General features: G+C 71.9%; 17 protein-coding genes and 1 tRNA gene. 9 read left to right on the top strand and 9 right to left on the bottom strand.

Going from position 1 to position 19,976, the window contains the following annotated elements; genetic code table 11:
* Positions 1–80: 80 nt before the first annotated feature.
* The 3 genes from E0H26_RS15065 to E0H26_RS15055 form a co-directional block, all read right to left on the bottom strand.
* Positions 81–1,025: a beta-ketoacyl-ACP synthase III gene (locus E0H26_RS15065; protein WP_131304282.1), complete on the bottom strand. Its 945-nt coding sequence runs from the start codon at positions 1,023–1,025 to the stop codon at positions 81–83.
* Positions 1,022–2,020 carry an ACP S-malonyltransferase gene (locus tag E0H26_RS15060; protein WP_131304281.1) on the bottom strand — a complete coding sequence of 333 codons (999 nt, stop codon included), beginning with the start codon at positions 2,018–2,020 and terminating at the stop codon, positions 1,022–1,024. Before E0H26_RS15060 ends, E0H26_RS15065 begins: the two co-directional genes overlap by 4 nt.
* 78 nt (positions 2,021–2,098) lie before the next feature.
* Positions 2,099–3,409, bottom strand: a complete 1,311-nt coding sequence (locus E0H26_RS15055) for a PucR family transcriptional regulator (RefSeq protein WP_276320395.1) — start codon at positions 3,407–3,409, stop codon at positions 2,099–2,101.
* A gap of 104 nt (positions 3,410–3,513) precedes the next feature.
* Between E0H26_RS15055 and E0H26_RS15050 the strand changes: the two genes are divergently transcribed.
* Complete coding sequence (locus E0H26_RS15050) at positions 3,514–3,873, top strand: hypothetical protein (protein ID WP_131304279.1); 360 nt, start codon at positions 3,514–3,516, stop codon at positions 3,871–3,873.
* Positions 3,874–4,003: 130 nt separating this feature from the next.
* Here E0H26_RS15050 and E0H26_RS15045 read toward each other — a convergent pair whose 3' ends face one another.
* The 4 genes from E0H26_RS15045 to E0H26_RS15030 all read right to left on the bottom strand — a co-directional run bounded on the left by E0H26_RS15045 (position 4,004) and on the right by E0H26_RS15030 (position 9,188).
* The gene (locus E0H26_RS15045) at positions 4,004–4,654 is read right to left on the bottom strand and encodes a hypothetical protein (RefSeq protein WP_131304278.1); all 651 of its coding nucleotides are present in this window, start codon (positions 4,652–4,654) and stop codon (positions 4,004–4,006) included.
* Between the two features lie 426 nt (positions 4,655–5,080).
* A complete protein-coding gene (gltX, locus tag E0H26_RS15040; RefSeq protein WP_131304277.1) occupies positions 5,081–6,490 on the bottom strand; it encodes a glutamate--tRNA ligase in 1,410 nt (469 codons plus the stop codon).
* Between the two features lie 83 nt (positions 6,491–6,573).
* Positions 6,574–7,845, bottom strand: coding sequence for an MFS transporter (locus tag E0H26_RS15035; protein WP_131304276.1), 1,272 nt, complete (start codon positions 7,843–7,845; stop codon positions 6,574–6,576).
* Positions 7,842–9,188, bottom strand: coding sequence for a GH1 family beta-glucosidase (locus tag E0H26_RS15030; RefSeq protein WP_240742185.1), 1,347 nt, complete (start codon positions 9,186–9,188; stop codon positions 7,842–7,844). Before E0H26_RS15030 ends, E0H26_RS15035 begins: the two co-directional genes overlap by 4 nt.
* A gap of 187 nt (positions 9,189–9,375) precedes the next feature.
* Here E0H26_RS15030 and E0H26_RS15025 point away from each other — a divergent pair, with 187 nt between their 5' ends.
* The gene (locus E0H26_RS15025) at positions 9,376–9,822 is read left to right on the top strand and encodes an SRPBCC family protein (protein ID WP_013735272.1); all 447 of its coding nucleotides are present in this window, start codon (positions 9,376–9,378) and stop codon (positions 9,820–9,822) included.
* A gap of 238 nt (positions 9,823–10,060) precedes the next feature.
* Here E0H26_RS15025 and aceE read toward each other — a convergent pair whose 3' ends face one another.
* Positions 10,061–12,805, bottom strand: a complete 2,745-nt coding sequence (aceE, locus tag E0H26_RS15020; protein ID WP_131304275.1) for a pyruvate dehydrogenase (acetyl-transferring), homodimeric type — start codon at positions 12,803–12,805, stop codon at positions 10,061–10,063.
* Between the two features lie 201 nt (positions 12,806–13,006).
* Between aceE and E0H26_RS15015 the strand changes: the two genes are divergently transcribed.
* The 6 genes from E0H26_RS15015 (at position 13,007) to E0H26_RS14990 (ending at position 18,022) form a co-directional block, all read left to right on the top strand.
* Positions 13,007–13,411, top strand: coding sequence for a secondary thiamine-phosphate synthase enzyme YjbQ (locus E0H26_RS15015; protein ID WP_165521881.1), 405 nt, complete (start codon positions 13,007–13,009; stop codon positions 13,409–13,411).
* 69 nt (positions 13,412–13,480) lie between these two features.
* Positions 13,481–13,963 carry a MarR family winged helix-turn-helix transcriptional regulator gene (locus E0H26_RS15010; RefSeq protein ID WP_131304273.1) on the top strand — a complete coding sequence of 161 codons (483 nt, stop codon included), beginning with the start codon at positions 13,481–13,483 and terminating at the stop codon, positions 13,961–13,963.
* Positions 13,964–14,031: 68 nt separating this feature from the next.
* Complete coding sequence (locus tag E0H26_RS15005) at positions 14,032–16,794, top strand: transketolase C-terminal domain-containing protein (RefSeq protein WP_131304272.1); 2,763 nt, start codon at positions 14,032–14,034, stop codon at positions 16,792–16,794.
* Between the two features lie 112 nt (positions 16,795–16,906).
* A complete protein-coding gene (locus E0H26_RS15000; RefSeq protein WP_131304271.1) occupies positions 16,907–17,344 on the top strand; it encodes a DUF3052 domain-containing protein in 438 nt (145 codons plus the stop codon).
* A 55-nt stretch (positions 17,345–17,399) separates the two neighbouring features.
* Complete coding sequence (locus E0H26_RS14995; RefSeq protein WP_131304270.1) at positions 17,400–17,864, top strand: peroxiredoxin; 465 nt, start codon at positions 17,400–17,402, stop codon at positions 17,862–17,864.
* An 86-nt stretch (positions 17,865–17,950) separates the two neighbouring features.
* Positions 17,951–18,022 (top strand) — tRNA-Val (locus E0H26_RS14990).
* Positions 18,023–18,089: 67 nt separating this feature from the next.
* Here E0H26_RS14990 and E0H26_RS14985 read toward each other — a convergent pair.
* Positions 18,090–18,899, bottom strand: coding sequence for a pectate lyase (locus E0H26_RS14985; RefSeq protein WP_131304269.1), 810 nt, complete (start codon positions 18,897–18,899; stop codon positions 18,090–18,092).
* A gap of 153 nt (positions 18,900–19,052) precedes the next feature.
* On the opposite strand from E0H26_RS14985, the gene E0H26_RS14980 reads away from it, so the two are divergent.
* A complete protein-coding gene (locus E0H26_RS14980) occupies positions 19,053–19,946 on the top strand; it encodes an alpha/beta fold hydrolase (protein WP_165521880.1) in 894 nt (297 codons plus the stop codon).
* Positions 19,947–19,976: the final 30 nt, after the last annotated feature.

Below are 19,976 nucleotides of genomic sequence, written 5' to 3'. Positions count from 1 at the left end.
GGTGGGTTCCTCTCATCGGGTTCTCTCGGCGGCGGCGACGCCGGCGCCTTGCTCCTCGGCGACGACGCGCCGAAGGGGTATCAGGGGCAGCGGACGACCTGACCGGCGTAGGTCAGGCCACCGCCGAAGCCGAACAGCAGCACCGGCGCGCCCGAGGGCACCTCGCGGCGCTCGACCAGCTTGGACAGGGCCAGCGGGATGCTGGCCGCCGAGGTGTTGCCGGACTCGACGATGTCCTTGGCGACGATCGCCTGCGGGATGTTCAACCGCTTGGCGATTCCGTCGATGATCCGGCTGTTGGCCTGGTGCGGCACGAACGCGGCCAGCTCCGACGGGTCGACCCCGGCCCGCTCGCACGCCTGCAACGCCAGGGGCGCCAGCGCCGTGGTCGCCCACCGGAACACCGTCTGGCCCTCCTGGGCGACGTACGGACGCCAGCCCTCGATGCGTACCGCGTCGCCGCGCTCGGGCACCGAGCCCCAGACCACCGGGCCGATCCCGGCCGGCTCGTCCTCGGCGGCGGCGGTGACCACCGCGGCGCCCGCGCCGTCGGCGAAGATGATGCAGGTGGAGCGGTCGGTCCAGTCGGTGAACTCGGAGAGCTTCTCGGCACCGATCACGATGGCGTTGCGGCTGGCCCCGGCGCGGATCGCGTGGTCGACGGTGCCGAGCGCGTACGCGAAGCCGGAGCAGGCGGTGTTGAGGTCGTACGCCCCGGGCGCGTTGATGCCCAGCTTGGCGGCGACCCGGCAGGCCACGTTCGGGCTGCGGTCGACCGAGGTGCAGGTGGCGACCACGACCAGATCGATGTCGGCGGCGGTCAGGCCGGAGTTCGCCAGCGCCTTGTCGGCCGCGGCGGCGGCCATGTCGGCGACCGTCTCGTCACCGGCGATCCGCCGGCTGACGATGCCGACCCGGTCGCGGATCCACTCGTCGTTGGTCTCCACCAGCTGAGCGATCTCGTCGTTGGTCACCACCCGGGACGGCTGGTAGTGCCCCAGTGAGACGATCCTGCTGCCGCTCATGCCGAGCCCTCTCTGCGGTCGGTCTCGTCACGAGACTCGTTCGAACTGAACCGGGCGTTCGGCTCCTGGCCGGCGGCCGTGCCGTGCCGGGCGATCAGGTCGCGGGCGGCGGGCAGGTCGTCCGGGGTGTTCAGGGTGACGATCTCCGGGGCACCGGTGCCCTTGAGTTCCCGCTTCACCAGGCCGGCGAGCGTGCCGGCCGGCGGCAGCTCGATCACCCCGGTCACCCCGAGTGCGGCGAGGGTCGCCATGCAGAGGTCCCAGCGGACCGGGGCGGTGACCTGACGGACCAGCCGTTGCAGGACCTCCCGGCCGTCGTCGACCGGCCCGCCGTCGAGGTTCGACAGCAGGATCCTGGCCGGGTCGCTCGGGTCGATCTCGGCGGCGGCCGTGGCCAGCGCGGCCTCCGCCGGAGCCATGTACGGGGTGTGGAAGGCGCCGGCCACCTGGAGGCGGATGATCCGGGCCCGGGCCGGCGGTTCGGCGGCGAGCTTCTCCAACCCGGCGACCGCGCCGGCGGCCACGATCTGACCACTGCCGTTGCGGTTCGCGGCGTGCAGCCCGTGTCCGTTGATCGCGGCGACCACCTCGTCCGGGTCGCCGCCGAGGACGGCGGCCATGCCGGTCGGCTCCAGCGCGCAGGCGGCGGCCATCTCCCGGCCACGGACGCCGGCCAGGGCGATCGCCGACTCGGTCGGCAGGGTGCCGGCCAGCGCCGCCGCACCGAGTTCGCCGACGCTGTGGCCGGCGGTCAGGGTCACCTCGGCCATCGGCAGTTGCTCGGCGGCGAGCAGGGCCGCCGCCACCAACAGCGGCTGGGTGCGGGCGGTGTCCCGGATCTCGTCGGCGTCGGCCTCGGTGCCCAACCGCACCAGATCGACGCCGGCCAGCTCGGACCACCCACGCAGTCGGGCTTCGGCGCCGGTCAGGTCGAGCCAGGGGGTCAGGAAGCCGGGTTTCTGAGAACCCTGGCCGGGGCAGAGTACGGCGAGCACGTCTATGACTCTCCCCGATACCTCCGGGTTGCGCTGTGCCGACTGACACCAAACCGCACTAGAAGCTTTGGAGGGATCCTACAAAGATTGGCGATGATCGTCACTGTTCTGTGATCTTTTACCAGCCGGTGGGGTCAATGTCTGGGTCGGCACCACCGGATCAAGCCGGCCGACCGTGAGCGCGACCCGCAGGGCGAAGGCGTCCCGGGGGGTCAGCGGGCTGAACCCGGTGACGTCGGAGATCCGCCGCAGCCGGTAGCGCACGGTGTTCGGGTGCACGTACAGCGCCCGGGCCGCGCTCTCCAACGTACCGCCGGCGGCGAAGAAGGCGTCCAGCGTCTCCAGCAGCTCACCGCCGGCCCGCGCCAGCGTGGCGTACACGTCGTGCCGCAGCCGCCGGCGCGCGTCCGCGTCGCCGGCCAGGGCCCGCTCCGGCAACAGGTCGCCGGCATGGACCGGTCGGGGCGCGGCCGGCCAGGCCGGGGCCGCGCGGTAACCGGCCAGGGCCGCCCGCGCCGACTCGGTGGCCTCGTCCAGGCTGGGCACCGCCGGACCGACCACCACCGGTCCCGGCCCGAACGCGGTCAAGAGCTGACCGGCGGCCGCGACCGGTTCGGCCGCCCCACCGAGCACGATCACCAGCCGATCGCCGTGTACGCCACCGATCACCTCGACACCGATGCGCCGGGCCTGGCGGTAGACGGTGTGCAGTACGGCGGCGACCTCGCCGCCGGGCGAGGTGCCCACCGCCACCGCCACCGGCGGCGCGTCCGTCCAGCCGAGGGCGGCGGCGCGACTGGCCAGCACGTCCGGGGAGTCACCGCGCAGCAGCGCGTCCACCAGCAGGGCCTGTAGCCGGGCGTCCCACGAGCCACGGGACTCGGCGGCCCGGGCGTAGACCCGGGCGGCGGCGAAGGCGATCTCCCGGGAGAAGCGCAGCACCGCCTCGCGTAGCTGCGGCTCCTCGCCCGGGGCCGCGAGCTCGCCCACCTGCTCCTCGACCACGTCGATGGTGACCTTGATCAGTGCCACCGTCTGCTGGAGGGTGATGGAGCGGGCCAACGCCTGGGGCGCCGTGGCGAACACCTCGTCGGAGACCTCCTGGGTTCCCTCGCCGGCACCACCGCCGGAGCGCAGCCACTGCACCAGGGAACGGGCGCCGGCCTGAGCCACCAGCATCACCCACGAGCGTTGGTCGGCCGGCAACTCCCGGAACCAGGGCAGTGTCTCGTCCATCCGGGCCACGCTGGCGGTGGCCAGGGCGCCGGCCGCGCGTTCGATCCGGCGCAGCGTGGCCGACAGCTCCGTCCCGCCCGATTCGCTCACCCGCCTAGCCTGACATGCCCTGAACTGGACCTTCGCGGCAGCGTCGGCGGTCCGGCCGAACACCGATGCGGGTACGCGGTGCGTGGCGAGTCCGGGCCGGCCAGTACGGTGTCAGGGCACGTCGGGTGGGCACCGACGGGTGAGGGCGCGAGCGTGAGGAGAGGCCGATGGCGCAGGGGGAGGCCGAACACGGCTGCGCCCAGGAGGAGCCGAGTCGACCGGGCACTCACGAGCAGCCGGCCACGGCCAAGCACCACCGCCGGCCCGGTCTGACCCCGTCCGTCGAGGCGTCCGCCGGCTGGGCGCCCGAGCGCGGCGACGAGGAGCCGACTCTCGGACTGCCCCGCGCCGCCGAGCCGTTGGTGCCCCGCCAGCGCGCCGTCGACCCGCCGGCCACCTCGCCCGAGCCGGCCGAGGCCGGCTGCCGCAGCGAGTTGCCGGGCTGGGCCGGCGCACACCGGCACGGACCGGTCCGCCCGGCGCACCGCAACGTCCGGCGGGAGCGTCCACCACGGCGTTGGTGCTGATCGCGCTCCGGCCCGGCCATTGCGGTACGCACGGCCCCTGACCTCCCGCTCTGCCGTCCGAGCCTGAGCCGCCGGTCAGCGGTCCGGCGGATCGGGCGGCGTGAGCTGCCCCGGCACTACTGCCCAGTCGTCAGCGGGTCCGGCGGCGGATCAGCAACGCGATTCCGGCGAGCCCGAGGGTGATCACGAGTACCACCGCGACGTTGAGCAGCAGGAGGCGTCGTAGTTCACCGAACGCCTCGTTGATGTCCTGGGCCGGGTTGAGCGCTTCCTCCGGAATGATCCGCTCGCCTCCGCCGATGCCGCCGCTGACCGCCTCGTACGTGCGCTCCAGCGGCACCCCGGCGGTGCGCAGCGTCTCGGACATGCTGACCCGCCCGAGGAACCAGGCGGCGCTGGTCTTGCGCGAGTCCGGCTGCTTGGCCGGTCGGTAGACCCGGGGCCCACCCACCGCCTTCGGGTAGAGGTCGTACGTCTGCTTGGGAGTGTCACCGGCCAGCACCACGACCGTGTACTTCGGACCGAGGTCGGCCTTCTTCGGGCCGCCCGACTGGCGTACCAGCACCCGGGCGCTGACCTGGTCGACGATGGCCCTGACGTGCTCGGAGTGCCGGTCGGCGCGTAGCTGCAACGGCTCAGCCAGCCCGTGCCCGGAGATGTCCACCCCGGCCGGCGGCGACTTCGGGGCCGCCTTCGCCGGCTCGGCGACAGCGAGTGACAGCAGCACGGCGGCCAGCCCGCCCACCGTCAACACGGCCAGTCGCCTCATCCGTCGGACCATGCCGCCTCCTCGCCCCGTTCGATGGGTGGCTCTGCTGCACGAGCCACGCGCCGGAAGCTGACGGCGGTGACCGTGCCCACAGGACAGGTACCCACCTGAAAGACTCCGCTGAACGTCGATCGGTTGCAGCCGGTGGAACACTAATTGGAACTATCTGCGATCTCGACTCGACAAGGTAGCGGCCGTGGACCAGTGGGCGGATTTTACCTGTGCCGCTGCCGGTGATGGGGGCAGAATAGCGTGCCCCGGCAACCGGGGCAGCGTCGTCGGGCGTGTCCGGCGACTGCCGACGGCATCGCCGGCCGGGCACAGTGCGCTGCCCGCGGGCTCGGCGCCGGCCGGGTTATGACCCGAGGCTGGCGACGGCCCCGGTGAGCCCGACCCGGCTGCGACGAAGATCACAACCGGGTCGGCACGGGTGGGGTCCTAGAAGAGCCGCAGTCGGGCGGCGCGCAGCCGGGTCAGGGTGCGCTCGGGGCCGAGCACCTCCAACGACTCGAACAACGGCAGGCCGACGGTGCGGCCGGTCACCGCGACCCGTACCGGCGCCTGGGCCTTGCCGAGCTTGAGGCCACGCTCGGCGCCGACCGCCTCCAGGGTGGCCTTGAGGGTCTCCGCGTCCCAGGAGGCAACCGACTCGAAGGCGGCGACGGTGGCGTCCAGCAGTTCCGCCGAACCCTCCTTCATGGCCTTCGTCCAGGCCGCCTCGTCGATCAGCGGCGTCGCCACGAACAGGAAGTCGACGTTCGGCACGATCTCGCTGAGCACCGCGATCCGGGTCTGGGCCAGCGGTGCCACCGCGGCGAAGGCCGCCGGGTCGAACTCCTCCGGCTGCCACGGCGGCGGCGCGATGGTGCCGGTGCCGGCCAACCACGGCTGGCAGGCCGCGACGAACTCCTCGACCGGCAGCGCCCGGATGTACTCGCCGTTGAACGCGCGCAGCTTCTTCTCGTCGAAGAACGCCGGTGACGGGTTCACCTCGTCCAGCCGGAACTCGTTCTCGATCACCGACCAGGGCACGATCTCGCGGTCGCCGGAGGGCGCCCAGCCGAGCAGCATCAGGTAGTTGCGCATCGCGTCGGCGAGGTAACCCTCGTCCCGGTACGCCTCCAGGGCCACCTTGTCGCGGCGCTTGGACAGCTTCTGCCGCTTCTCGTTCACCACCACCGGCACGTGCGCCCAGACCGGCGGCTTCACCCCGAGCGCGTCCCAGAGCAGCTGCTGCTTCGGGGTGTTGGGCAGGTGCTCCTCGGCCCGGATCACGTGGGTGATCCCCATGGTCAGGTCGTCCACGACGTTGGCCAGCAGGAACACCGGTGAGCCGTCGCCCCGGGCGATGACGAAGTCCTCGATGAGCTTGTTCTCGAAGGTCGGCTCGCCCCGGATCAGGTCGACGACCACCGTCGAGCCCTCGTCCGGGGTACGGAAGCGCAGCGCCCGACCCTCGCCGGGCGGCAGGCCCCGGTCCCGGCAGTATCCGTCGTAGCCGGTGTACTGGTTGCCGGTGCGGGCCTGCACCGCCTCGCGGGTGCAGTCGCAGTAGTACGCCCGACCCGACTCGTACAGCCGGCGGGCGGCGGCACGGTGCTCGTCGGCGTACGAGGACTGGAAGTAGGGGCCCTCGTAGCTGTCCCGGGAGATGCCGATCCAGTCCAGCGCCGACAGGATGCCCTCGGTCCACTCCGGGGAGTTGCGCGCCGCGTCGGTGTCCTCGATACGCAGCACGAACACCCCGCCCTGCTGCTTGGCGTAGATCCAGTTCTGCAGTGCCGAGCGGGCACCGCCGACGTGGAACATACCGGTCGGAGATGGGGCGAAGCGCACACGTACCGTCACGACCCCCACCCTACAGATGCAAGGAAGGGCCCCTTGTTATCGCCTGGCGTTGTACAAGGGGCCCTTCCTAACATCACGGACGGTCAGGGCACGGAACGGATCTTCAACACCAGCAGGCTGCCGAGGACGGTCACGGCGGCCGTGGTCGCGTACAGCGCCGGATAGCCGCCCAGGTACACCACGATCGGGGCGGAGATGGCCGGGCCGAGCACCTGCGGTGCGGAGTTGGCGATGTTGATGACGCCGAGGTCCTTGGCCCGGTCGGTGGCCCTCGGCAGCACCTGGGTGATCAGGGCCGCGTCCACCGACAGGTACACCCCGTAGCCGGCGCCGAGCAGCAGCGCGGCGGCGATCGCCATCGGCCAGGTCGGCGCGATGGCCAGCAGCAGCGCGGCCACCGCGATCACCATCCCGGCGGCGATCACGAAGACCTTGCGCTTGCCGGACCGGTCGGACAGTCGGCCGGCGATCACGGTGGTGGCCATCAGCCCGGCGGTGTAGAGCAGGATCAGCACCAGCAGCCCGCCCTCGGGGTCGGCGACCCGTACCTCGTCGGTGAGGAAGTAGAGCAGGTAGAGGGTGCCGAGCGCGTTGCCGAGCTGGACCAGGAAGCGGGTGATCCAGGCCCAGCAGAAGTCCGGGTACCGCCGCGGCGACACCCACATTCCCGCGAGCAGGCCACGCACCGGCGGCCGGTGCGTACGGGGCAGCGGGTCGTCCGTCGTACGCAGGGCGAACGGCACCGCGAGCAGCAGCACGGCCGCGGCGATCGCCAGGTATCCGGCGGCGTTTCCGGTGACCACGGCGGTGACCAGCACGACGCCGAGCACCAGTCCGAGCGCCTGCGGGATGCCGACCCAGCCGGAGACGCCGCCGCGCTGCGCGACCGGGACCCGGTCCGGTACGGCGGCGGTCAGACTGGCCAGCATCGCGTTGAAGCAGGTCTGCGCGGCGATCCAGCCGACGACCACCCCGAGCACGGTCTCTGCCTGGGCGAGCAACGCCAGGGAGAGCGCGCCGAGCACCGCGCCGCCCAGGGTCCAGATGTGCCGCCGGCCGAACTCGCGCCCGCCGATGCGCAGGCAGGTCCGGTCCGACAACGCACCGACGAGCGGGTTGACGATCACCGCGGCCAGCGCGCCGAGCCCGGTGACCACCGCCAGCATGGCCTCCTTGTTCGTCGGGGCAATCTGCCCGAGCTGCTGCGGCAGCAACACCTGGATCGGGGTGAAGAAGGCCATCCAGACGCCGAGGTTCGCGGCGAACAGCAGCGCGATCCAACCCCGCCGTACCGGCACCGTCGGCTCGGCGAGCGCCGCCGGCAGCGAGGCCGGCGTCGGGTCGACCGTGGTCACCGGGCTGTTTCCCGCCGGGCCGTGGTGATGACCTCGCGCAGCCAGGCGTACGACGACTTCGGGGTCCGCCGGCCGGTGGCGAAGTCGACGTGCACCAGGCCGAAGCGCTTGGTGAAGCCCTCAGCCCACTCCCAGTTGTCCAGCAGGGACCAGACGAAGTAACCGGTGACGTCGACGCCGTCGTCCATCGCCGCGCGTACCGCCCGCAGGTGACCGTCCAGGTAGGCGATCCGGTCCGGGTCGTGCACCCGGCCGTCGGCGTCGGGTACGTCGTCGTAGGCGCAGCCGCTCTCGGTGATCTGGATGGGCGGCAGGTCGGCGCCGTACCGGCGGTCCAGCCAGCCGAGCAGCTCACGTAGCCCGTCCGGGGCCACCGGCCAGTCGAAGGCGGTACGCGGGTAGCCGTCGAGCGGCACCAGCTCGAAGGGCAGCGGGGAGCCCTCCTCGGGTGCCCGTACGCCGGTCGGGTTGTAGTAGTTCACGCCCAGCACGTCGATCGGCGCGGCGATCACGTCGAGGTCGCCGTCGCGTACCACCGTGTCGTCGAAACCCAGCTCGGGGTAGCCGCGACCGAGCAGCGGGTCGGTGAACAGCTGGTTGTGCAGTGCCTCGTACGCCATCGCGGCGCCGTGGTCGGCGGGGCTGTCACCGACGGCGCGCACCGGCGAGTAGTTGTTGGCGATGGCGACCGGGCTGGCGGAGCGGGCGCGTAGCGCGGCGACCGCCAGGCCGTGGCCGAGCAGTTGGTGGTGGGCGACCGGGAAGGCGTCGAAGAGCAGCATCCGGCCCGGCGCGTGTTCGCCGATGCCGTGGCCGAGGCTCATGTGGATGAACGGTTCGTTCAGGGTGATCCAGAGCTTGACCCGGTCGCCAAGGCGGCTGGCCAGCACGTCGGCGTACTCGGCGAAGCGGTGTGCGGTGTCCCGGTTGAGCCATCCGCCGGCGTCCTCCAGCGGCTGGGGCAGGTCCCAGTGGTACAGCGTGGCGACCGGGTCGATGCCATGGTCGAGCAGCCCGTCGACCAGCCGTTCGTAGAAGTCCAGCCCGCTCGGGTTGACCGCGCCGGTGCCGGTCGGCAGCACCCGGGGCCAGGCCACCGAGAACCGGTACGCGGTCACGCCCAGCTCGGCCATCAGGGCGATGTCTTCGGCGTAGCGGTGGTAGTGGTCGCAGGCCACGTCGCCGCTGCTGCCGTCGACGATCCGGCCGGGGGAGTGGGCGAAGGTGTCCCAGATGGACGGTCCGCGCCCGCCGATGTCGGCCGCGCCCTCGATCTGGTACGCCGAGGTGGAGACGCCCCAACGGAATCCGGTGGGGAAGTTGGGCATAGCTGCGGTCGACATGTGCCCTCCCGGGAAACGCGAAACGTGTTCGGAACTCTAGGGCGCGCCGAGGCTCGGGTCCATAGGGCGATCTGCCGCCGGAAGCAACACCTTTCGGCGTGTCTTTTACGAACACGTCCGTATACGTCCGTTTTTGCGCATACAGTGCCGATATCGTGGGATGTCCTCACTGGAGGAAGACGGAAAAATGATCCTCGTGGAACGCAGCGCGCACGTGGCGGCGCCGGTGGAAGCGGTCTGGGATGTGGTACAGCGGGCCGAGCAGTTGCCCGCCTGGCTGGCCGGGGTCCGTGCGGCCGAGGTCCTCTCCGGAGAGGGCTTCGGGCGGCGACAGTTGGTCCAGGCTGGCCGCGGCGCCGCACATGAGGCTGAAGTGATCGCCTATCAGGAGCCGACGCTGATCGGCTGGCGCGAACGCGCCAAGGGCGCCGGTGCCCGAGCGGAGGCGCGCACCGAGATATACGTCCAGCTCACTCCCGACGAGGAGGAGGGCGGCACGATCGTGCGGCTGATCGTCGTACGCTGGCCGGCCGGTCCGGTCAAGGCCGCCCTGCTCCGCCTCGGCCTGCGTCGGGTCGGCGCCGATCTGGAGGATTCGCTGGCCCGGCTGACCGATCTGGCCGCGGTCGGCTGAGCGGCCGCGTCCTGGCGTCACCCGCGACGGTGGCGGCCCCGGTGTCCCTCCCAGGTGCACCCGGGCCGCCACCGCTTTCGGCCTCGACACCTCGCGTCCGCGCCTCGACCGCGTCCGCGCCTTCGGCCCCCTCGGGTTAAGAGGGGGCCCCTTTACCACGCGAGGCGTTAATAAGGTGCCCTTCCTTACACACCGGGCCCGGCGTGGTGTTCGCCGGGCCCGATGTGCGGTGCGGTTGCTAGCTGTCGCCGCCGGTCTCGCCGACCGGGGCGGCGTTCACGTCCTCGATGGCGTACTTCTTGGCCGCCTCGGCCGGTACGTGCGCCGGTACCGCCCCGCGCAGCGCGAGCTGCCGCAGCGTGGCGACCGCGATCGACTCGGCGTCGACGTGGAAGTGCCGGCGCAGGGCGTGCCGGGTGTCGGACAGGCCGAACCCGTCGGTGCCCAGGGAGGTCCAGTCACCGGGCACCCAGCGGGAGATCAGGTCCGGCACCGCGCGCATCCAGTCGCTGACCGCGACCTTCGGCCCGTCGGCGTCGGCCAGCTTTCGCTGGATGTACGGCACCCGCTGCTCCGCGCCCGGGTGCAGGAGGTTGTACGACTCGCACTCCACCGCGTCGCGGCGCAGCTCGGTCCAGGAGGTCACCGACCAGACGTCGGCGGCCACCCCCCAGTCCTGGGCGAGCAACTGCTGCGCCTTGAGCGCCCACTGCATGCCGGTGCCGGAGGCGAGCACGTTCGCCCGGGGGGCGTCGCCCTCGATCGAGGGGGCCGGGGCGTAGCGGTGGATGCCCTTGACGATGCCCTCGACGTCCACCCCCTCCGGCTCCGCCGGCTGGTGGATCGGCTCGTTGTAGATGGTGAGGTAGTAGAAGATGTTCTCCTGCTCCTCGCCGTACATCCGGTGCAGGCCGTTCTCCATGATGTGCGCGATCTCGAACGCGAACGCCGGGTCGTACGCGACGACCGCCGGGTTGGTGGCCGCGAGCAGCAGCGAGTGGCCGTCCTCGTGCTGGAGGCCCTCACCGTTGAGCGTGGTGCGTCCGGCGGTGGCGCCGAGCACGAAACCCCGCGCCATCTGGTCCGCCGCCGCCCAGAAGCCGTCACCGGTGCGCTGGAACCCGAACATCGAGTAGAAGATGTACATCGGGATCATCGGCTCGTCGTGGGTGGCGTACGACGTGCCGGCGGCGGTGAACGAGGCGACCGAGCCGGCCTCGTTGATCCCCTCGTGCAGGATCTGACCGGTGGTCGACTCCTTGTACGACAGGAACAGCTCCCGGTCGACCGAGGTGTACCGCTGGCCGTGCGGCGAGTAGATCTTGGCGGTCGGGAAGATCGAGTCCAGACCGAAGGTACGCGCCTCGTCCGGGATGATCGGCACCCAGCGCTTGCCGAACTGCTTGTCCTTCATCAGGTCCTTGAGCAGCCGGACGAAGGCCATCGTGGTGGCCACCTTCTGCTTGCCCGAGCCCCGCTTGACGTCGGCGAAGCGCTCGCTGCCCGGAATGGCCAGCGACTTGGCGGTGGTGCGCCGGGTCGGCAGGTAACCGCCGAGCTGCTCGCGCCGCTCGTGCAGGTACCGCATCTCGTCGGACTTCTCGTCCGGCCGGTAGTACGGCGGCAGGTACGGGTTCTCCTCCAGCGCCGAGTCCGGGATGTCCAGGTAGAGCCGGTCGCGGAAGGTCTTCAGGTCCTCCAGCGTCAGCTTCTTCATCTGGTGCGTGGCGTTGCGGCCCTCGAAGTGCGAGCCCAGCGTCCAACCCTTGATGGTCTTGGCCAGGATCACCGTCGGCTGCCCGGTGTGCTCGGTCGCCGCCTTGTAGGCCGCGTAGAGCTTGCGGTAGTCGTGCCCGCCCCGCTTGAGGTTCCAGATCTCGTCGTCGGAGAGCCCATCGACCATCTTGCGGGTCCGCGCGTCGCGGCCGAAGAAGTGCTCCCGCACGTACGCCCCGGACTCCGCCTTGTAGGTCTGGTAGTCGCCGTCGGGCGTGGTGTTCATCAGGTTGACCAGCGCGCCATCGGTGTCGGCGGCGAGCAGCGGGTCCCACTCCCGGCCCCAGACCACCTTGATGACGTTCCAGCCGGCGCCCCGGAAGAACGCCTCCAGCTCCTGCATCACCTTGCCGTTGCCCCGCACCGGCCCGTCCAGCCGCTGGAGGTTGCAGTTGATCACGAAGGTGAGGTTGTCCAGCTCCTCGCGGGCGGCCACCCCGATCGCGCCGAGGGTCTCCGGCTCGTCCATCTCGCCGTCGCCGAGGAACGCCCAGACGTGCTGGTCGGAGGTGTCCTTGATGCCCCGGTGGTGCAGGTACCGGTTGAACCGGGCCTGGTAGATGGCGTTCAGCCCACCCAGACCCATGGAGACCGTCGGGAACTCCCAGAAGTCCGGCATCAGCCGCGGGTGCGGGTACGACGGCAGGCCGCCGCCGGGGTGCGACAGCTCCTGCCGGAAGCCGTCGAGCTGGTCCTCGCTGAGCCGGCCTTCCATGAACGCCCGGGCGTACATGCCGGGGGAGGCGTGGCCCTGGTAGAAGATGTGGTCGCCGCCACCGGGGTGGTTCTTGCCCCGGAAGAAGTGGTTGAAGCCGACCTCGTACAGCGACGCGGAGCTGGCGAAGGTGGAGATGTGACCGCCGACACCGATCTCCGGACGCTGCGCGCGATGCACCAGCATCGCCGCGTTCCACCGCACGTACGCCCGGATCCGGCGCTCGACGTGCTCGTCACCGGGGAACCACGGTTCGCGCTCCGGCGGGATGGTGTTGATGTAGTCGGTGGTGGTCAGCGACGGCACCCCGACCTGGCGCTCACGGGCGCGCTCCAGCAGACGTAGCATCACGTAGCGGGCCCGCTTGGTGCCACGCTCGTCGATGACACCGTCGAGCGACTCGACCCATTCGCTGGTTTCTTCGGGGTCGATGTCCGGAAGCTGGCTCGGCAGGCCGGCCGTGATCACCGGGCGCTTGCGTTCCGTAGCCACAGGCGTTCCCTCGGTTGTGTGTGGGATAGGTCTCTAGCGCCATCCTGCCCCGTCGTGGCACTTGTCGTCACGTCCACCCGTGCGAAGGGCGACGCTCGACACACGTACTCACCAGTAACTTTACCCCTTTCCGGGGCCACTGACCGGGCATCATGGGAGCGCGCCCGCCCTCAGCCGACCGGCTGCGGCAGAATGCGACGTATGCGCAGTGAGGTGATCACCGTCCGGACCGGTTCCCGGCCGACCGTGCAGGACATCACCGCCGAGGCGGAGCAGTTCGTCTCCGGTCAGGGCGACGGGCTGCTGCACGTGTTCGTGCCGCACGCCACCGCCGGGCTGGCCATCATCGAGACCGGCGCCGGCTCGGACGACGACCTGCTCACCGCGCTGGACGCCGTGCTGCCGACCGACAACCGCTGGCGGCACCGCCACGGCTCGCCCGGCCACGGGCGCGATCACGTCCTGCCCGCCTTCGTCGCCCCGTACGCGACGCTGCCGGTGCTCGGCGGCCGGCTGGCCCTCGGCACCTGGCAGTCGATCTGCCTGGTCGACACCAACGGAGACAACACCACCCGCCAGGTCCGGTTCTCCTTCCTGCCCGGCTGACCGCCCTGGTGGCCCGATGCCGCCGCGCGGTGGAGCTGCCGGGGCACCCGCCACACGTAGCATCGAGTCATGCAGCCGCCCACCGTCACCCGGTCCGACCTGGGCCCGGCGGACCGGGCTGCCCTCGCCGGCGCGGCGGTACGGCGGATCATGCATGTCGCCGCCGCCCTGCGGCATCACCAGGATCTCGGCATCATCGCCCTCGGCCTGACCCCGGCGGTCGGCCGAGCGCTGTGCCAGCTCGACCCGGATCGTCCACTGCCCGCCCGGGATCTGGCCTCGCAACTGCGCTGCGACCGCTCCAACGTCACCGCACTGGTCGACAAGCTGGAACGGGCCGGGCTGGTCCAGCGGCGGGTCGACCCCGCCGACCGGCGGCAGAAGACGCTGGTGGTGACCGACGCCGGCCGGCGGATGCGGCAGCGGGTGCACCAGGTGCTGTCCGAGTCGCGGCTGCTCGACGAACTGACCGCCGACGACCTGGCCGCCCTGCACGATCTGGTGTGGAAGGTCTCCGACGGCGACTACCCGCAGCACTGCGAGCCGTCCTGACGCTGCCGACGGAGGATTCCGGCGACGTGAGCCGGGTTTCGAGTGGGCGAGGTGTGCTCCGGTCGGTAATGCTGTCGGACGTGACCACCCCGCAGGATCTCGACGACCGATTTCGGGAGTCTCTGGCCGCGCTGGCCACGCCGCGGCACCGTACCGACCCGGCGCAGCCGGTCGCCGAGGGCGCGGCGCTGACCGGCGCCCAACTCTTGGAACTATTCGACGCCCAGGTCACCAGCCGGCAGCTCGACCTCGCCGGGCGCTGGCTGCGGAGCTTCGGCGAGGGCTACTACACGATCGGCTCGGCCGGCCACGAGGGCAACGCGGCGGTAGCGGCTGCGCTGCGTCCCACCGACCCGGCGCTGCTGCACTACCGCTCGGGCGCGTTCTACTGCGTCCGCGCCGCCCAGACCGCCGAGGCACAGGCCGGCGGTTCGCCCCCGGAGGACGACGACCCGGCAGCGATGCCGGCCGATGCGATGCCGGCGGACCCGGCGCAGCCCGATGCGGCGCCGGCCGGTGTGGGGCAGTCCGCTGCGGCAGCGGCCGGTGTGGCGCCGTCGGATGCGGCGCCGGCTGGCGCGGCAGCTGCTGAAGTGGTGCAGTCCGGCGGAACTCCGGCCGGCCCGAGCGACTCGGCCGATCGGGAGGTCGACGGCGATCCGGCCGATGCCGTACCGCCGGCAGCGCCCGACCACCCGGGCTCGCCCACGCCGACCGGGACGTCCGACGGCGTGACCGGCCCGCCGGGTGGCGAGGCCGGGGCGGCCGGCGAGGCCGGCACGCCGGGTGGCGAAATCGGCGCGTCGGGCGGCGAGGTCGGGGAGCCCGGCGGTGAGGACGCCGGTGGCGTGCGGATGGCGGCGGTGCGGCGGCCGGTGGCACCGGCGTACACCGAGGCGGCGCGGGACGTGCTGCGCGGGATGGTGGCCTCCAGCCAGGAGCCGCTCGCCGGTGGTCGGCACAAGGTCTTCGGCCGGGCCGACCTGGCCGTGGTGCCCACCACCTCCACCATCGCCTCACACCTGCCCCGGGCGGTCGGCATGGGGCTCGCGGTGGAGCGGCTGCGCCGGCAGGATGCCCGTCGGGCCCCGGCGCACGCCGACCCCGCGTCGCCCTGGGCGCCGGACGCGATCGTGGTCTGCTCGTTCGGAGATGCCTCGATCAACCACGCCAGCGCCACCGCGGCGTTCAACACCGCCGGCTGGTACGACCACACCGGCCTGCGCATTCCGGTGCTCTTCGTCTGCGAGGACAACGGGCTGGGCATCAGCGTCCGGTCGCCGCAGGGCTGGGTGGCGACGGCGCTGCGCGCCAAGCCGGGCATCCGGTACTTCGCCGCCGACGGTGCTGACCTGGTGGGGGCGTACGAGGCGGCGCGCGAGGCGGCGGCCTGGGTACGCCGGCACCGCCGTCCGGCCGTGCTGCACCTGAGCACGATCCGGCTGCTCGGCCACGCGGGCGCGGACGTCGAGAGCGGGTACCGCAGCGCCGAGGAGTTGACCGCTGACCTCGCCGCCGATCCGGTGGTCGCCACCGCGCGCCGGCTGGTTGACGCGGGCCTGGCCAACGGCGCCGAACTGCTGGACCGGTACGACGAGATCGGCTGGCAGATCCGTCGGCTCGCCGAGCAGGTGCTGGACGAGCCGAAACTGGGCAGCCCGGCCGAGGTGATCGCACCGTTGGCCCCGCGCCGCCCGGTCCGGGTCGCCCAGGCGGTGACCGACGCGGGGGCCCGCGCCACCGGGCCGGGTGCGGGCGCGCGGGTGGAGGCGTTCGGCGGGAAGCCGCCGGAACTGTCCGGCCCGCTCACCCTCGCGCAGAGCATCAACGCCGCGCTCACCGATGGGCTGCTGGCGTACCCGCAGATGGCCGTCTTCGGCGAGGACGTCGCCGCCAAGGGCGGGGTGTACGGGGTGACCAAGGGGCTGCGGGACCGCTTCGGTGCCGCCCGGGTGTTCGACACGTTGCTGGACGAGACCTCGGTGCTGGGCCTGGGCCTCGGCGCCGGGCTGGCCGGGATGCTGCCGGTGCCGGAGATCCAGTACCTGGCGTACCTGCACAGCGCCGAGGACCAGTTGCGCGGCGAGGCAGCGACGATGCGGTTCTTCTCCCAGGGTGCGCTTCGCAACCCGATGGTGGTGCGGGTGGCGGGCCTGGCGTACCAGGAGGGTTTCGGCGGGCACTTCCACAACGACAACTCGGTGGCCGTACTGCGGGACGTGCCCGGCCTGGTGATCGCCGTGCCGGCCCGGCCGGACGACGCGGCGGCGATGCTGCGTACCTGCCTGGCGAGTGCGGCGGTGGACGGCAGCGTCTGCGTGTTCGTGGAGCCGATCGCGCTTTACCACACCCGCGATCTCTACTCGGATGGTGACGGTGAGTGGTTGGCCGGCTATGCCGAGCCGGGCGCCTGGGCGAGCGGGCACGTGCCGGTCGGCCGGGCCCGGGTGTACGGCGTCGGCTCGGCCGAGGACGTCACGATCGTCACCTTCGGTAACGGCGTACGGATGTCCCTGCGGGCCGCTTCGGCGCTGGCCGACGAGGGCATCGGTTGCCGGGTGGTGGACCTGCGCTGGCTCGCGCCGCTGCCGGTGGCCGACCTCATCCGCGAGGCCGCCGCGACCGGCCGGGTGCTGGTCGTGGACGAGACGCGGCGCTCCGGCGGGGTCGGCGAGGGGGTGCTCGCGGCCCTGGTCGACGCCGGATATGTCGGTGCTGCCCGCCGAGTGGCTGCTATTGACTGCTTTGTGCCCTTAGGTCCGGCTGCCCGTCAGGTCCTGGTGTCCGAGGAAGCCATCACCCAGGGTGCCCGTACGCTGCTGGCACGGTAAATTTCGTTCCACCCGGTGCGCCACTTGCGCGCGACGGCACAACTGTGTGGACTTTGCCTGTCGGCGCCAGTCGGGCGCCGCGAGCTCGGAAGAGATGAGGAGGCACGCGACAGTGAGCGCGACCGCTGGTCAGGCTGCCGACGGGGTACGCAGCCTGGCGGACCGGTTCGGTATCGAGCCGGGGATGGTCGTCATGGAGATGGGCTACGACGACGACGTCGACTCCGATCTCCGGGACGCCCTGACCGACCGTTGTGGAGAGCTGGTCGACGAAGACACCGATGAGGTGGTCGACGCCGTGCTGGTGTGGTACCGCGACGGCGACGGTGATCTCTTCGAACTCCTCGTCGACGCCCTCGGCCCGCTGGCCGACAACGGCGTCGTGTGGCTGCTGACCCCCAAGGCCGGCCGCGACGGCCACGTCGAGCCGAGCGAGATCGCCGAGTCCGCTCCCACCGCCGGCCTTCAGCAGACCTCGACGATCAACGCCGGCAAGGACTGGAGCGGCGCCCGTCTCGTGCTGCGTCGCGGCGCAAAGGGCAGGAAGTAACCCCGCCGCCCGATGTGACAGGCTGATGCATCTCGACTCGACCCAAGGAGTTCGCATGCCGATCGAGGTTGGCGCCGAGGCGCCCGACTTCGTACTCAAGGACCAGAACAACCAGGAGGTACGGCTCTCCGACTTCCGTGGCCGGCGTACCGTCCTGCTGGTCTTCTACCCGCTGGCCTTCACCGGCGTGTGCCAGGGCGAGCTGTGCGAGGTGCGGGACAACCTCAACGAGTACGTCAACGACGACGTCCAGGTGCTGACCGTGAGCGTCGACTCGGTCTACGCCCACAAGATCTGGGCGGACCGGGAGGGCTACCAGTTCCCGCTGCTGGCCGACTTCTGGCCGCACGGCGCCGTCGCCCAGGCGTACGGGGTCTTCAACGACGTCGCGGGCATCGCCAACCGGGGCACCTTCGTCATCGACAAGGCCGGCGTCGTGCGCTTCGCCGAGATGAACATGCCGGGCGAGCCGCGCGACCAACAGGGCTGGCGCAAGGCACTGGCGGAAGCCACCGCCTGACCCGATCCCAACGGGTGCGACCGTCCGGCCGGGCCGGCGAGCGGCAGGGTAAGCTGCCAACCGCCGGTTCGCCGTACGGCGTTTCCGGGCGCGTAGCTCAGTGGGAGAGCACCCGCCTTACAAGCGGGGGGTCGCAGGTTCGAAACCTGCCGCGCCCACCCCGTACCACCAGCACCGACGACGGCCCGGAGATCATTTCGGGCCGTGCCGACGTGGACTGCCGGGTCAGTCGGTGACGATGCAGGATCGGCCGTCCGGTCCGGCGCCGATCTTGCGGGGCTCGGCGCCGGTGTTGTTGCCTTCGAAGAGGTCACAGAGGTCGGCACGGCCGCCGCCGATGAAGGTCACGCCCTCGATGACGGCCCGGTCCCCGAGGTTGGCGTTGACCCCGACCAACACGTCACCGGTGCCGGTGACGGTGATGTTCCGCAGGGTGACGGTGCGTGCCGCCTGGGTGCGGCAGTTGCCGCAGGAGCGGTAGAGCTTGCCGAAGTCGTCGTCGACCTGGAAGTCGGTGATGGTGACGGAGCCGCCGGCGCCCCGGTTGTCCTGGAAGATCTTGTCTGCGGCCTTCGCCGCGCTGCCGCCCTCGATCAGTACGACCGCGTTGGTGCCGCGGAAGGTGGCGGCGTCCTCGCCGACGTCCTCCCAGTGCACGTTGCGCAGCGTGCAACTGCCCGCGCAGTGCACCCCGTCGGCGGCCGGCGCACCGAGGATCACGTTCTCCAGCACCGCCCCGTCGGCCAGCCGGAACAGCGGATCCTGGCTCTCGTCCTGACCGCCGTCGCCCAGGTCACCACCGCCCACGAAACGCCGGTTCCCCCCGTCGAAGGTGCCGCTGACCCGGGTCGTCTCGGTGACCGCCTGCTGCCCGGTGGCCGGTGGCGGTCCGGCCAGTGGGCGCGGCGCGGTGTCGGCCGGCGACGCGGCCGGCGGTGTCTCGGCGGCGGCGAGGCTGGTGACTGCCACGGTCGCGGCCAGCCCGGCCGCGAGCACGCCGGCCGCCAGCCACCTTCGGTGGGAACCTCTGCGCATCGGTACGCCCCTTCTGTGTCTCGCGCCGGGTGGCGCGCTGCCGACACCGGGAGGTACGTGCCGAGGCCACCGCGCGGACGGGACCTGGCGGATTCCTGGCCAGAACACGACGCTACGGGCTCGACGGATCACCCGCCGTGTCGGCGGGTTCGGGTGGCGCGGGCGGCGGTCTACGGCAACCTGGGCCCGGGCCGGACGGTTGGCGCGTACCGTCGGCGGGTCGGTGGTGGCGCGGCGGACGGGGGACCGGTGGGCTACGCGGAGGTCAACGGCGTTCGGTTCTGGTACGAGGCGCACGGTTCGGGTCGGCCGCTGGTGCTGCTGCACGGCGGCTTCGGCGCGGTGGAGACGTTCGCCGCGATCCGGCCGGCGCTCGCCCGGCGGCGCCGGGTGATCAGCGTCGACCTGCCGGGCCACGGCCGTACCGCCGACGTCGACCGGCCGCTGCGGTACGAGTCGATGGCCGACGACGTCGCCGCGCTGATCGTCCACCTCGGGATCTCCCCGGCCGACGTGCTGGGCTTCTCGCTCGGCGGCGGGGTGGCCCTGCGGTTGGCGATCCAGCATCGGGACGTGGTGCGTCGACTGGTGGTGGTCTCCGCGCCCTGCCGGCGCCAGGGTTGGTTTCCGGAGGTGCTGGCCGGGATGCCCGAACCCGACGAGGCGGCCGGCGAGCGGATGCGGGGCATCCCGCCGCAGCAGCTCTACCAGGCCGTCGCGCCCCGCCCGCAGGACTGGCCCCGGCTCTGGGCCAAGACCGGTGAGCTGCTGCGCCGCGAGTACGACTGGTCGCCGGAGGTCGCCGCGCTGAGCACGCCGACGCTGCTGGTCTTCGCCGACGCCGACTCGGTGCGTCCGGCCCACATGGTGGAGTTCTTCGGGCTGCTCGGCGGCGGACACCGGGACGCGGGTTGGGACGGCACCGACCGGCCGGACGCCCGGCTGGCCGTACTGCCCGGCCTGACCCACTACGACATCGTCGACTCGCCGGCCCTGCCCGCCATGGTGCTGCCGTTTTTCACCCACACGCTGCACACCCCGGCCTGACCACCCGCCCGGACCGCCCGCCCGCGACGG

Source organism: Micromonospora zingiberis, from assembly GCF_004331455.1.
Classification (GTDB): Bacteria; Actinomycetota; Actinomycetes; order Mycobacteriales; family Micromonosporaceae; genus Micromonospora; species Micromonospora zingiberis.
This window is presented reverse-complemented; position numbering and strand designations above follow the sequence as displayed.